Origin of the sequence: Hyella patelloides LEGE 07179, from assembly GCF_900659865.1 — a bacterium.
GTDB classification, from domain to species: Bacteria; Cyanobacteriota; Cyanobacteriia; order Cyanobacteriales; family Xenococcaceae; genus Hyella; species Hyella patelloides.
In genome coordinates, this window is record NZ_LR213960.1 from 1 (window position 1) to 13,451 (window position 13,451).

At 36.4% G+C, this 13,451-nt stretch carries 12 protein-coding genes; 3 read left to right on the forward strand and 9 right to left on the reverse strand.

Translation table 11 applies throughout. The features are described 5' to 3' along the window. Positions 1 to 247: 247 nt before the first annotated feature. The 6 genes from H1P_RS23495 to queG form a co-directional block, all read right to left on the reverse strand. The gene (locus tag H1P_RS23495) at positions 248 to 1,855 is read right to left on the reverse strand and encodes a DUF6930 domain-containing protein (protein WP_144871919.1); all 1,608 of its coding nucleotides are present in this window, start codon (positions 1,853 to 1,855) and stop codon (positions 248 to 250) included. 8 nt (positions 1,856 to 1,863) lie between these two features. Next, complete coding sequence (cimA, locus tag H1P_RS23500; protein ID WP_144871921.1) at positions 1,864 to 3,489, reverse strand: citramalate synthase; 1,626 nt, start codon at positions 3,487 to 3,489, stop codon at positions 1,864 to 1,866. 652 nt (positions 3,490 to 4,141) lie between these two features. Beyond that, complete coding sequence (locus H1P_RS23505; RefSeq protein WP_144871923.1) at positions 4,142 to 5,323, reverse strand: LL-diaminopimelate aminotransferase; 1,182 nt, start codon at positions 5,321 to 5,323, stop codon at positions 4,142 to 4,144. 131 nt (positions 5,324 to 5,454) lie between these two features. Continuing rightward, positions 5,455 to 5,640 (reverse strand): hypothetical protein, encoded by a 186-nt coding sequence (locus H1P_RS23510; protein ID WP_144871925.1) that lies wholly within the window; start codon positions 5,638 to 5,640, stop codon positions 5,455 to 5,457. Positions 5,641 to 5,962: 322 nt separating this feature from the next. Further along, the gene (locus H1P_RS23515) at positions 5,963 to 6,598 is read right to left on the reverse strand and encodes an HAD-IA family hydrolase (RefSeq protein ID WP_144871928.1); all 636 of its coding nucleotides are present in this window, start codon (positions 6,596 to 6,598) and stop codon (positions 5,963 to 5,965) included. Positions 6,599 to 6,631: 33 nt separating this feature from the next. Next, positions 6,632 to 7,594 carry a tRNA epoxyqueuosine(34) reductase QueG gene (queG, locus tag H1P_RS23520; protein ID WP_144871930.1) on the reverse strand — a complete coding sequence of 321 codons (963 nt, stop codon included), beginning with the start codon at positions 7,592 to 7,594 and terminating at the stop codon, positions 6,632 to 6,634. Between the two features lie 80 nt (positions 7,595 to 7,674). Between queG and H1P_RS23525 the strand changes: the two genes are divergently transcribed. Beyond that, positions 7,675 to 8,805, forward strand: coding sequence for a Ycf66 family protein (locus H1P_RS23525; protein ID WP_144871932.1), 1,131 nt, complete (start codon positions 7,675 to 7,677; stop codon positions 8,803 to 8,805). Positions 8,806 to 8,847: 42 nt separating this feature from the next. Here H1P_RS23525 and H1P_RS23530 read toward each other — a convergent pair whose 3' ends face one another. Then, positions 8,848 to 9,117 carry a YciI family protein gene (locus H1P_RS23530; protein ID WP_144871934.1) on the reverse strand — a complete coding sequence of 90 codons (270 nt, stop codon included), beginning with the start codon at positions 9,115 to 9,117 and terminating at the stop codon, positions 8,848 to 8,850. A 457-nt stretch (positions 9,118 to 9,574) separates the two neighbouring features. Here H1P_RS23530 and H1P_RS23535 point away from each other — a divergent pair, with 457 nt between their 5' ends. Then, on the forward strand, positions 9,575 to 10,759 hold the full coding sequence (locus H1P_RS23535) for an esterase-like activity of phytase family protein (protein WP_144871936.1): 1,185 nt from the start codon (positions 9,575 to 9,577) through the stop codon (positions 10,757 to 10,759). Positions 10,760 to 10,817: 58 nt separating this feature from the next. On the opposite strand, the gene H1P_RS23540 is transcribed toward H1P_RS23535, so the two are convergent. After that, positions 10,818 to 11,423 (reverse strand): GNAT family N-acetyltransferase, encoded by a 606-nt coding sequence (locus tag H1P_RS23540; protein WP_144871938.1) that lies wholly within the window; start codon positions 11,421 to 11,423, stop codon positions 10,818 to 10,820. A gap of 72 nt (positions 11,424 to 11,495) precedes the next feature. Next, positions 11,496 to 12,965: an aminotransferase class I/II-fold pyridoxal phosphate-dependent enzyme gene (locus H1P_RS23545; protein WP_144871939.1), complete on the reverse strand. Its 1,470-nt coding sequence runs from the start codon at positions 12,963 to 12,965 to the stop codon at positions 11,496 to 11,498. Between the two features lie 290 nt (positions 12,966 to 13,255). Here H1P_RS23545 and H1P_RS23550 point away from each other — a divergent pair. Beyond that, positions 13,256 to 13,451 (forward strand): response regulator (locus tag H1P_RS23550; RefSeq protein ID WP_425461551.1); only part of this gene is annotated, 196 nt, incomplete at its 3' end.

Genomic DNA, 13,451 nt, shown 5'->3' on the forward strand with positions numbered 1-13,451 from the left:
CCTAGTTGCGTTTCTGCTTTACGGGGTGAACTATTCAAATAATCTTTGGTTACTTGTGCCATAAACCCTCTTTTCTTAGAACCAGTTAGCTTGAGAGCAGCATCTTTAATGGTTGATTTGATTTTTTCTGTTAGCATCACCAGTCAGCGATCGCCTTTTTCTAGTTATTATTGCTTCATATTTATCAGATTATCTGGTAACTTATTTACGCGCAAGTCCCTTACAGCTTTTGTCTCAGTCAAAAAAATTACTCAAAATCAAAGTTCGGCATTAATTCTAAAACACCCATCCCCAAATCTTCACCTGCGATCGCTTTTGCTTCAAAAACAGCTAGCATATCTTTAGGTTGGGGAGATCCGCGATTAGCTCCTGTAACTCCCATAGTAATGATTAAACTACAATAGCCAGTGGTTTGCTGACAACTTTTGTGCCATTGTTTTAAAGCTTTATTATGCTGGGTAATATGATGGGGATATTCAGCAAAAATATAGAGATTACTATTGCCTGTTTGTAGCATTCCCAAATCGTAAGTATCTCCACTAAAGGGGTCACTACCAGGGTTAAAACAAATAGCTTGTAATCCTCCTGCTTCTTTGATGGTTTCGATAATATTTTGAGCTTTGGGACGTGAAGTTTGAATTAAAATAGCGGGTAAACCTTCTCCTATGGGGGAAACACCTAAAGATTGATAGTAGGTTTTTCGCTGTATTTTTAAATTTTCTACTAAATTCCAAGAAATTTTACCCAAAGTAACTAGAGAGCCTTCAGGGATTAAGTCTTCTTGAATGGGAATATTAACTTCTTGAGTATCTTCAAATTCTAGGGGAGTAATCTCATCTTCCATTGCCAGAAGTTCAGTTGTTAACTCTGGAGAGGTAGCAATGGTAACGGAAAACGTTTTACTGATGTTGAAGTTTTTAGGTAGACTGAGGCGATAGTTTTTTTCAAGAGGATCGATAATTTCTTCTGCAAGCAAGTCGCGGTGAGCATTGCAAAATTTGAGAATAGCTTCTAGAGCCAGATAAACTATTTTGGCTTCTTCTTCGTCTAAAGAGGCTCTCATGCCTTCAAAGGGATGCAAGCTACCAAATAGAGGCGTTGTTTCTGTGATATATTCAGCCTCATCCTCTGATAATTCGTAATTTAAAAACCAACAATCTTGAGCTAAAAAGGCTTTTTCCAAAGTTTCTGGGGACTGTTCGCTGAGGGCTGCAAAACGAAACTGCTTCAGAGACTCTAAAGAACGATAGAGAAGTATGCCATATTCTGCTGACATCATACCCATAACGCAAACATAGATTGTTTCAATCTCGCAATTTTTAATTTTTAGGGTCAAAATATCACTATCTGCGAGGACATCCCAGGGAGCATCACGCCAAATTTGCAGAGCGGTGTTTTCCAGTAAGTCTTCGTATTTTGGTGGTAAACTAGGAGTCCTATGGTTTCCCATTGCTTCAAAACCCCGAAATAATTCATCAATCAGAGGTAAATCCGCAGCATATTCAATTTTGATATCTAAACCCTGTAATGCTCCCCGCAAGAAAAATTGTAGCTGACGATCTCGAATCACAATCTTTTGGGGACGGGCTGGCTGAGCGGGATGATGAGGTGCTTCAATCGCTCTAAGTAGAGTGCGTACTACGGCTTCTGGTCCCATATCTGAAGCTACCATTTCCATTGCTCTAACCGCACCTTCTGAGCCATCTACCCACATGATGCATTCTCCTTCTGTTCCAAACTCAGAATCTAAAACAGATGCAATAGAACCCAAAGAACGACGATCTCCTTCCCAAACAGCAGAGGTTTGAGGAATTTTTTTTAGTCTACTTTGAGTTGTGGGAGGGAGCGCATTCATAGCTTAATTTAAGTTATTGGGGTGATTTGCGGTTTAATGGCAGATTGTAATAATAAACCATATTCTATCCCTTCAACTACCGCTTGATAAGAAGCATCAAGAATGTTGCTGGATACGCCAATGGTCGTCCAACGTTCTTGACCATTACTGGATTCTACCAAAACACGAATTTGGGCTGCTGTTCCCATCGTTCCATCTAAAATTCTTACTTTGTAGTCTGTCAATCTAAACTGGGCAATTTGAGGATAAAATTTGGTCAAAGCTTGGCGTAAAGCACGATCTAAAGCTGAAACTGGCCCATTACCTTCTGCAACCTCCAATAGATATTGTTGGTCTACGGTTACTTTTATAGTAGCTAAAGCTTTGCTACTGAAGTCGTGGGATTCTGGACAAATATTGCAATGGACTTGAAAGCCTTGAAGTTGAAATAAGGGTGGTCGTTGCTTTAATATTGATCGCATCATTAGTTCAAAACTGGCTTCGGCTGCTTCAAATTGATAGCCTTGATGTTCTAAATTTTTGAGTTGGCTTAGGATCTCCCGACAGTCAGGATCGTGTTTTTCGAGAGTTAGACCAAATTTATGAGCGTAGTGTAAGATGTTGCTGATACCCGATTGCTCAGAAATTACTATTTGCCTTTGATTTCCTACTGCTTCTGGGACAATATGTTCGTAGGTAAGAGGATTTTTGCAGACGGCGGAAACGTGAATTCCCGCTTTATGAGTGAAAGCACTGCGTCCAACGAAGGGAGAACGTTCTTCTGGGGCAAAGTTTACTGTTTCGCTGACAAGACGGCTAGTTTGGGTTAATTGGGCTAGTTGGGATTGTTCCAGGCAATCGTAACCGAGTTTAATTTGTAAATTAGGAATCAGAGTACAAAGGTCGGCATTACCGCATCTTTCTCCATAACCATTAATTGTCCCTTGTACCATAGTAACTCCCGAACGGACTGCTGCGATCGCATTAGCGACTGCTGTTCCACTATCATTATGGGGGTGAATTCCTAAATGGGGGTAATCGGGATGATTTAATTCGGGAATGGCTGTGTAAATCCCTTCGATAATTTCTGTAATTTCGTGGGGTAATGTACCGCCGTTGGTGTCGCAGAGAACTAACCAAGATGCTCCAGCAGCGATCGCAGATTGGAGGGTTTTTATGGCATAATGGGGATTATGTTTGTAACCATCAAACCAATGTTCGGCATCATAGATTACTTGTCTTCCCTGGGAGCAAAGATAAGCGATCGAGTCTTGAATCATTGCCAGATTTTCTTCTAAGCTAGTTTTGAGGCTTTCTGTAACGTGTAAGTCCCAAGATTTGCCAAAAATAGTTACCCATCGCGTTTTGGCTGCTAAAATGCCTTGCAGCATGGGATCTTCTGCTGCTAATTTATGGGGACGACGAGTAGCACAAAAAGCTACTACTTCAGCTTGTTTTAAGGGTTGTTCTTGTAATTTCCAAAAAAACTGCACGTCTTTCGGGTTTGCTCCAGGCCATCCTCCCTCGATGAAAGGAATTCCCATTGCATCTAATTGTCGGGCAATTTTTAGTTTATCGTTTAAAGATAAAGAAATACCTTCTGCTTGTGAACCATCTCTTAATGTGGTGTCGTAGAGCCAGAGTTTTGGTTTCATAGTTACTAAAGTTGATGTTGTTAAAATTTTTTTTCATCGCTTTTCATTAATAGCGGAAGCAATGCCAGAAATATAGATAAGTAAATAGACTGTTAATCTATCGTTAAATACTGCAACAATTACCTGTTAATATTTATCTGAGAGCAAAGTGCAAATAATAATATAATAAGGTGTTACTGCTTAATTTTAAGTACAGTTTAATTTTACAGCGAACAAATGGTTTTCTGCCGAGTAAGTTTTTTTTTATTCTGAAAATCAGTAGAAAAATTTAAATCTAAATTGTCAGTTTGACCCAAAAATTTCTTAATTTTGCCTTTAGTAATAAAGAGTTGACAAAATGGGATCGTTAATGATAGGTTTGATTTTAGTAGTTCATAATGGAAGTATGAGCGTTATTAAATAAAAGCAAAGCCCCCCATCATAAAATAAATAATAACATAAAAACAAGTAAAGTCAAAAAAATTATTTATTAGTTGATTTTTTCGATCGGACACCAATAACCTAAAAATCAAATACTTGTACTTAAATTTTTTAGGAAGGCGGAAATATTACAAAAAATACTGTTGATTGTCACAAAAATCGTTTCTTGAGAAGTTACGGATCGGACTTTCAATTCTAGTATGATAATTTTGATAGATCGAAAAAGAGTATTTTAATGATTATTTTGCTGTAAAAATACCGAGATTTTTTGAGCAACATCTTCTAATATTTTTGGTTCTTTTACTAATGCAAAACGAACATAACCCTCTCCAGCTTTTCCAAATCCAGAACCAGGAGCCAAAGCAACGCCTGTTTCGGCTACCAATTTAGTGCAGAAATCAACGGAATTATTTGACCAAGGTTGCGGTAATTTTGCCCACAGATACATAGTGGCATTGGGTTTATTAACTTGCCAACCAATATTATTTAAAGCAGTAATTAAAGTATCTCGTCGTTGTTGAAAAATATTGACAATTTTGGTTACAAATTCTTGAGGACTATTCAAAGATGCGATCGCACCGTTTAAAATACCTAAATACTGATTAAAATCTACTACTGCTTTGATTTGTCTTAAAGCTGTAATTAACTCGCTATTCCCAATAGCATAACCAACTCTAAACCCCCCCATATTATAGGATTTAGACATACTAAAAAACTCAATAGAAAGTTCTTTATTGGTGTCAGCTTGTAACACAGAAGGAGGCTTCTCTGCACCTTCAAAAAACATATCTGCATAAGGAAAATCGTGAACTAAAACCAGATTATGTTGACGGCAAAAACTCACCGCAGATTCAAAAAACTCTAAAGTAGCTGTTCCAGTTGTCGGATTGTGAGGATAACTTAAAACCATCATTCTCGCCTGTTCTAAGACTGCTTGAGGAATATCATTAAATACAGGTAAAAATTGATTTTGGGCAAGTAGTGGCATAGTATGAATTTGTCCCCCTGCCAAATAAACTCCTCCTGCATGAGAAGGATAGCCAGGATCGAGAAGTAAAGCAAAATCACCAGGATTGAGAATTGCTAAAGGTAAGTGTGCAGTACCTTCTTGAGAGCCAATTAAAGCTAAAACTTCTGTTTCTGGATCTACAGGAATCTTAAATCGCTCCGTATACCATTTTGCAGCAGTCTCACGAAATTGCTTGGTGCCATTGTAGAGTAAATAACCGTGAGTACTGTGATCGTGTAAGGAATTTTCTATGGCTTCTATAGTATGGGCTGCTGCGGGAATATCCGATGAACCCAATGATAAATCTATAATATCCTTTCCTTGAGCTATAGCTTGCCCTTTTGCGCGATCCATATCCGCAAACACATTACTAGATAGAGGTTGTATCCGCTTGGCAAATTCCATATTTTTTTAGTGCAATTAGATTTTACTTTATCCCAATAAATATCCTACATATTAACGCCAGTATTTATCTATGAGTTTTTTGCACGCGAAAACGCGGAGTTGCAGAGATTGGATTTTTTTATTAGTTAAATTTACGTATTATTAAGTTGCGCTCTTAATTTTTTTAATTCAGCATCAGTAGCAGAATCTTGAGGTGCATTTGCAGGTAGATCATCTAAATTTACATAACTGCCAGATAGTTGAGCTTTCATCGCAGCTAGTTCATTATCAACACCGCTACTGGCTTCTAATTGAGCAAACTGTTGTTCTAAACCCATACCGACTAATTCAGCAGCAGATTGAGACTTTGCTTCTAGCTGTATTACTTTATCTTCTGTAAGCTCGAAATTACCTATAAGTAGGTTGGGCTAATTAAAGTTAACTTTAAAGCGCACCGATTTACCGAGTCAGAAAGCTCTGGTTTACACAAAACTTTTTGACATAGTTAAGTTTAATTGTATTGGTCTACTTATATCAAATAGAAAAAAATACTACACATTCTGTAAAGGCGATTCACTAATAGCAAATTAATGATATTTATAGTTGTTTATCGAAAAAATTTTTAATGATAAAAATTAAATTTGACAAATAACTTATTTTTTAAAACTTTAAAACTGCATGGGAAATATCTGATGGGTGTTCTGCCAGAAAATCTGGTTGATATTGGTTTAATATTTTATTGGAATTGAATCCCCAGGTAACGGCAATAACGGCAACATTGCTTTTTTGTGCAGATCGAATATCTCTAGTTTCATCTCCCACGTACATTACTTCTTGTTTGCTAAATTGATACTTTTTACTTACGTGGTTAATAATGCGGTGTTTGCCAAAAATTGTTGCTCCAGAATAGACAAAATCAAACAGATGCTCTAATTCTCTTTTCTGCAAAAAAGCCATGACGTTTTCTTTAGCATTAGAGGTTATGATGCCTAAAGTATAGTTATGTTGTTTTAATTTTTCTAATAATTCAGGCATACCTGAAATTGGCTCTAAATCTTGTATTTGTTTACCTAATTCTTTTCGGACTCTTCTGAGTAAAAAGGAAAGCTTAAATAAAGATATTTCTGATTTTCTGACTATGTCTTTAGAACTGAGATCTTTTAGTAACTGTAGAGTCTCTTCGTCTAAAGGTTTATAGCCAAATTCTGATGATAAACCATTGGTTATATCGACAACTGCTTGATATGTATCGGCTATTGTGCCGTCAAAATCAAAAATAATTACTTTAATCGCCATTGATTGAGTCTTTACGGGGGCAATAATAAGGTATTATGAAATACCTTTTTCATCTGTTGAGTTTTCTCTTGCTATTAGATTAGCACGAGCGTTGCGTCGTAACATTTTTGGTTTGATTCTTCTTAAAGCAGAAGCTCGAAATTGACGATCCCACGCAGTTTCTTCTATCTGGGCTAAATATTGAAGTTTTGGGCGAATATTTGGGGGATAAGGTTGAAAATCAGCAATATTAGTTTCTTGAGCAAAACGTTGATTCCAAGGACAGACATCTTGGCAAATATCGCAGCCAGCTACCCATCCCGACAGTTTACCCGCAATTTCTGGAGGTAATTCTGAGCTACGATTTTCAATAGTGTGATAGGCAATACAACGGTTAGCATCAACCACAAACGGTTTGGCGATCGCCTGAGTCGGACAAGCATCCAAACAACGGGTACAAGTGCCACAATGTTGGCTATGGGGTCGATCTGGTTCTAAGTCCAGATTAGTCAAAATTTCGCCTAAAAAGACCCAACTGCCATATTCTGTAGTTATGACGTTGCCGTTTTTGGCAATCCAGCCGATACCAGCCTGTTGCGCCCATACTTTATCTTGGATAGGAGCAGTATCTACATAATAGCGAGTCCTGATATCTGACTGTTGCTCTTGTAACCAACTACTTAAAGCTTTGAGCTTTTGTCCCATTACCTTATGATAGTCTCGTCCCCAACCGTAACGGGAAATTTTGCCGTCTTCGGGGTGTTCTGAATGTTGATGAGGAGTGTAATAATTAAGAGCAACACAAATTAGAGAACGAGCTTCTGGCATTAGAGAGCGAACATCTTGGCGTTGGGGATTTGCCATCCATGCCATGTCTGCGTGATAACCTAAAGCTAACCAACTTTGTAAATGCTGAACTGCCTGATTGTGATTTTCACTCCTATCTACTTTAGCAATGCCGACTTTATGAAAACCGATCGCTTGGGCTTGGGTTTTAATTTGTTTACTTCGCAACATTATTTATCTTTAATTATTGGAACAAAAAGAAGCGTCTTGACGCAAAATAGTATTGTGAAATACTGATGGAGTAAAAAACCATGCTACCCTATGCACTTGCGATCGCTGTTGGTTTGAGTAGTTCTCTGTTATTTGTGACAGCCTTTTTTTTTAAAGATATTCATCGCCAAGATGATTTTTTCTGGAGTGGTATTGGTTTATTTTATGCTTTGGTACTCTGGTTTTGTGCCACCAGTATTACTGGTGCGGTATTGTTAGGACAATTGGCAGTGGTAGCCTTACTAACAGCTTATTTTTGGCAGGTAATTAAATTACGTAAAGCGATCGCTAATCCTGAGAAACAAGATAATTTAGATAGTTTTTCTGTAGTGAGTTTCTTCAAAAACTTATTTCAGCGATCTTCTTCTAGCGTTGCTCCAGCAAAAAAACTCGAAGAAGCAAAAGATACCGTAGTTGAAACTCAAGAAACTCAAGAAAATCAAGAAACTCAAGAAACTAGAGAAACTCAAGAAACCAAAGAAGAATCACCCTCTTCTGTAGCAGGAGTTACAGTCACCAACGAAACTGTAGAGACAGTAATTGAAACCAAAAAAGAGCCTTCAACTTCTGCTACTAACAATGTTTCTGAGGCTAAAACTCAACCAACAACATCGGAAAACTCTACTACCCAAGTAAAAGACTCTACCCCAAAAGAAGCGATCTCTCAAGAGAGCAAAACTGAGTTAGATAGCCCACAAAATCAGGATAATTCAGAAGATTCGGCAAATGCGACTCCATCTTTAACTAACACTAAATTAAACGATATTTTGGACGCAGCAGAGCCAGAAACTAAGATGAAAGAAACTGACATTTCCGAAGCTTCAGATACTTCTGTTACTTCTGTCGCAACAGCTTCGGATACAGAAACTCCTGTAAAAGAAGCTGCACCTTCGGATACAGAAACTATGGAAACTAAAGAAATTGCTGTTGAAACCACAACTGTCGTCGAAGAAGAAACTAATTGGGATGATGAAATAGAAGATATTCCTGCTTCTTCAATTACAGTAATCAATGAAGTACCCTCATCAGAAACATCTTCATCACCAGAAGAAAAATCCCCACCAAAACCAACAGATTTCGCAGCTAGCGATCTTAAAACAAATAACATCGAAGCAGAATCTAAAAATAAAGAATCATCAGATAAAGAAGAAGGGGAAAGGCAGGAAGGATAATATAGAAATAACAACTCTAAATTAACGATCGGGTAATTACGATCAAAACACTTGAATCCATTCCTTTACCTGATACTCTGTCCAAATCTTATTTTGCCAGTAAGGGTCAGATTCTACTAGTTCTTTGACCTGAGCTTCTGTTTCAGCTTCATAGATGCCAAAAACTTGAGTATTATCTTTAGTAGGGCCTAAAGTAACTAAAATCCCCTTTTCTTTTTGCGCTGTTAATCCTGCTAAATGATCTTGACGATAAGGAGTTCGTTTTTCGAGGGCATTTTCGCAATAACTACCCCACATAACATATTTAGGCATATTTTTAAGCAATCAATGACAGACTATAAATCATAAAAGATTCTTTAGAGGCAAGCAAGAGTATTCAAGTTTGTGAGGTAATTTATTGCTTTGGAGCAAAAATTTACATGAATTTTACTTTTCTCCAATGATTACAACATCTTCTCTTCATAAACAACTGCTACTATATTGTCAAGCCAAGTATAATTATTGGAGAAATAGCATTATAAGATAATTACAATGCGATATTAATCGTCATAAGAAAAGTTATTTTTGATCTAGCTGTTTCTCCAATTTTTTTTAACAAATACCAGAAGCTATTTTTGCTCTAAATCAGTTAAATTATTTAGCAATTTTTAACAGATTTATCATACTTAGACATAAAACTTTTTTCTCTGCAATAAAAAAAGATTTTGATGTTGAATTGAGTATTATTCAATGTTTAATGATAAATGATCGATTTTTAATGATAAGTATTATGTTAACCAAATTAGGCGATCTCGGCTCTGCCGAGGCGCTGCGCGATCGCTTTTACTCGAAAATTCCTTTATTTTTTATTTTTGGTGTTTTCTTCTTCTTCATCACAGCTTGTAGCCCACCTCCTCAGGTATCGGCTCAGGAAAGAATGTTTCGTAATATTTCCTTAGAGTTTCTTGATGCTTATGAAATACCTAAAGCTCAATTTCAAGATACGGTGGTAGGAGGATTATCTGCTATTACTTATGACCGCGAACAAAATTGTTACTATGCTATATCTGACGATCGTAGCAGCAAAGCACCAGCCCGTTTTTATACTTTAAAACTAGATATTAAACAATCAGATAATCAAAAAATTACGATTGATAATGTCAAAATAGATAAAGTAACATTTCTCACAGATGAAACTGGTCAACAGTATCCTGCGGGAACGATTGATGGTGAAGGAATTGCTTTATCACCTCGAAGAACTTTATTTATTTCTAGCGAAGGCGATCCTACAAACAATGTTATTCCATTTATTGGAGAGTTTAGTTTAGAAACAGGTCAAAAAATACTTGATGTTGCTATTCCTCAACGCTATTTAGCTGAAGCAGAAAAAACTAAAGGTATTAGAGAAAATCTGGCATTTGAATCTCTAACAGTTAATCAAACAGGTTTACTAAAAAAAGATCCTTTTAGGCTATTCACCGCCACAGAATCTGCCTTAAATCAAGATTTATCTGAGGCTGAATCTGCGAGAATTCGTTTTTTACACTATGTAATTAATCCCATTGGTAATCCTATTTTAGTAGCAGAACATCTTTATTTGCTAGAACCTGCTAATACAGAAACTATTTCTAATGGTTTAACTGAATTATTAGCTTTGGAAAAAGAAGGTTATTTCCTTAGTTTAGAAAGAACTTTTGGCTTTACTGGTGCTGGAGCAAAAATTTTTCAGGTAGTAGTCGGAAATGCTACAGATACTTCTACTTTTGATAATTTAAAAGAAGTTTCAAGTGTACAGTCTTTGAGAAAAAATTTAGTCTTAGATTTACAAGACTTAGATATTTATCTTGATAATTTAGAAGGAATGACTGTAGGCTCTCGCTTACCCGATGGTACTCGCAGTTTAATTGTAATGAGTGATGATAACTTTAATGATGAGCAGGTAACTCAGTTACTATTATTTCGTCTTTCATCTTAATCTGAATTGATAGTTTAACCATCATTTTAACTGTCCAAGCAAACCTGATATTTAGAGTTTAATCACTTGTGAGTTGATATTTAACGAGCTTTTTATCGAGTATATTTTGAATTACAGGGTTTTCTAATAATTTAACGTCAGGTAAGACATCCGCAGCAGTTAACACATACTCTTGCTGTAACGTCATACCTAATTTTTTCATTACTTTAATAGATGCTTTATTTTCTGATAAAGCCCAAGCGATGATTTTAGTAAAATTCCATTCTGTAAAAGCTTTATTAACTAATAGTCGTGATACCTCTGTTGCGTAGCCTTTACCCCAGCTAATTTGACGTAAACGATAACCTAATTCCATTGCATCAAATTCTACTACACCGAGTAATTGAGCAAAGCGAAAACGAGCTTCAGGGCGCAAAACTACCCAACCGATAAATTCTTGACTGGATTTTTCGTTTATTGCCCAAAAACCTAAATTGTCATATTGTTCGTAGTACCCCAAGACATCGGGTAAAAAATGTTGTGTAATAGTTTCATAACTACTGCCAATTCCACCACTAATAAAGCGCATCACATCAGGATCGCTATCTAATATAAACAACTTATCTGCATCGTCTTGAGTAAACTGACGCAATATTAATCTTGGGGTTTCTAGAAAGATCGTCATTGGATGTTTGATTTGTCATTAATTTATGACTGATTACTGATTACTTCTCATATTTTCTGGGCTTTTTGTTAGCTATAATTCAATTACCGAAATATTTGTTAGAGTTTCATCACTACAGCCTGTAATAATACCCCCTGAGTTTAATACTTTTTGTAAATAGTCAATTGCTTCTGAGGTAATCACTTCTCCTGGCATTAGTACAGGAATTCCAGGGGGATAAGGACAAATTAACTCCCCAGAAATGCGATCGCTAGCCTCTGAGAGAGGTATGGTTTCTGTAGCAGCAAAATAGGCTTCTCTGGGAGAAAGTTGCAGTTTAGGAGTAGAGGGAGTTATGGTAGCAGGGCTCGAAGATTGTTTGTTTTGATTGGTGGTAGAGCAAAGAGTCACAAAGCCTTGGATCAGTTTTTCGATATCTTGCTGATTGTTACCAAAAGTAATAATAAATGTTAAATGATAAAGCAAAGGAAGTTCGCAGGTTACTCCTAATTGTTGATGTAAAATCTCGTCTGCTTCGTAGCCTGTAATTCCTAATTCTCTAATATCTACAGTTAAACGAGTCTTATCTAGATGCTTAAAGCCAGGTTTGGGGCTAAATTCTAAGACAGACAGCTTTGGTATATTAGCAATATTTTCTCTAGCTAAATCAGCCAATTCGAGAGCTTTTTCCATGAATTGTTCGCCTTGAAGAGCCATTTGTTTTCTCGCTGCATCTAGAGAAGCCAGTAGGATATAGCTAGGACTGGTAGATTGCATTATTTGTAAAGCTTTACTAATACGTTGCGGATTAATCCTGGTTCCCCGTAAATGCAGCATTGAGGCTTGAGTCATTGCTCCTAATACTTTGTGGGTAGATTGCACCGTTAAATCTGCACCTAAACTTAATGCAGAAGGAGGTAATTGTTCATGAAAAGCAAAATGTCCTCCATGAGCTTCATCTACCAATAAAGGAATATTATGTTGATTTGTAATCTCAGAAATCGCCCTCAAATCACCACAAACTCCCTGATAAGAAGGGTGTAAGACCATAACTGCTTTTGTTTCAGGATATTGATTTAAAGTCTTTTTAAGAGCTTGAGGAGTGATATTGTAAGTAATATTACGGATGTTATCATGTTCAGGATTAACAAATACGGGAATTGCTCCTGAAATTATTAATCCTGCGATCGCTGATTGATGGATATTACGAGGCAAGATAATCTTATCTCCTGCTCCGCAAGTAGCCACAATCGCTGAGATGATGCCACAAGTAGAGCCATTGATTAAGAACCAGGTTCGATCTGCTCCAAAACATTGAGAAGCTAAATCTTGAGCTTTCAAGATCGCATCTTGGGGAGCAAACAAGTTATCTAACTCTGGTAATTCGGGCAAATCAGAACAAAAAACTTTTTTGCCGAATAAATGTTCTAATTGAGGCTCAATTACACCACCTTTTTTATGTCCTGGGGCATAAAAAGCAGCATCTTTTTGCAGACTTAATTTAAGTAAAGCAGTTAAAAGAGGAGTTTGAGATTGAGACAAAAAAGAAATTTTTTGGTTCATTTTACGTTACTTTTGGAGGAAAAATATGCCAATAATATTAGTTATTTAAGCTAAGATAATTGTAAAAAATAAAGTAGCAATAAAGGTTGTTAATAAAAGCATGAAGTACTCAATAAGTCATACATATTTAATACATACTTTATATACCATTCTTATTTCATCAAGATTGAGTAAAAATATTTGACTTATAATGTTACGCCCGTGTATTTTCTGATATTGTTTAATCAACTGAAAAAAAATATATAAAAGGTAAATTAAAAGTGTATTTACTGAAAGAAACATCTCAAGTTATGGATAAGACCAGAAAAAAAATATTGGTGGTAGATGATGATCCTGCACTTCAAAACTTAATATGTCGTTTTTTTAACTACAATAATTTTATTACTGAATCAGCTTTAGATGGTAAAACAGCTAGGCAATTATTAATTAGATTTAAACCAGATTTAGTGATTTTAGATGTTAACTTACCTGACGATACAGGATTAA

Excerpts from the sequence above, each read along its gene's own strand:
- H1P_RS23535 (WP_144871936.1), top strand. The coding sequence starts at position 9,575 with ATGTTAACCAAATTAGGCGATCTCGGCTCTGCCGAGGCGCTGCGCGAT.
- H1P_RS23530 (WP_144871934.1), bottom strand. The coding sequence starts at position 9,117 with ATGCCTAAATATGTTATGTGGGGTAGTTATTGCGAAAATGCCCTCGAA.
- H1P_RS23515 (WP_144871928.1), bottom strand. The coding sequence starts at position 6,598 with ATGGCGATTAAAGTAATTATTTTTGATTTTGACGGCACAATAGCCGAT.
- cimA (WP_144871921.1), bottom strand. The coding sequence starts at position 3,489 with ATGAAACCAAAACTCTGGCTCTACGACACCACATTAAGAGATGGTTCA.
- H1P_RS23510 (WP_144871925.1), bottom strand. The coding sequence starts at position 5,640 with ATGGGTTTAGAACAACAGTTTGCTCAATTAGAAGCCAGTAGCGGTGTT.
- queG (WP_144871930.1), bottom strand. The coding sequence starts at position 7,594 with ATGTTGCGAAGTAAACAAATTAAAACCCAAGCCCAAGCGATCGGTTTT.
- H1P_RS23505 (WP_144871923.1), bottom strand. The coding sequence starts at position 5,323 with ATGGAATTTGCCAAGCGGATACAACCTCTATCTAGTAATGTGTTTGCG.
- H1P_RS23495 (WP_144871919.1), bottom strand. The coding sequence starts at position 1,855 with ATGAATGCGCTCCCTCCCACAACTCAAAGTAGACTAAAAAAAATTCCT.
- H1P_RS23525 (WP_144871932.1), top strand. The coding sequence starts at position 7,675 with ATGCTACCCTATGCACTTGCGATCGCTGTTGGTTTGAGTAGTTCTCTG.
- H1P_RS23545 (WP_144871939.1), bottom strand. The coding sequence starts at position 12,965 with ATGAACCAAAAAATTTCTTTTTTGTCTCAATCTCAAACTCCTCTTTTA.
- H1P_RS23540 (WP_144871938.1), bottom strand. The coding sequence starts at position 11,423 with ATGACGATCTTTCTAGAAACCCCAAGATTAATATTGCGTCAGTTTACT.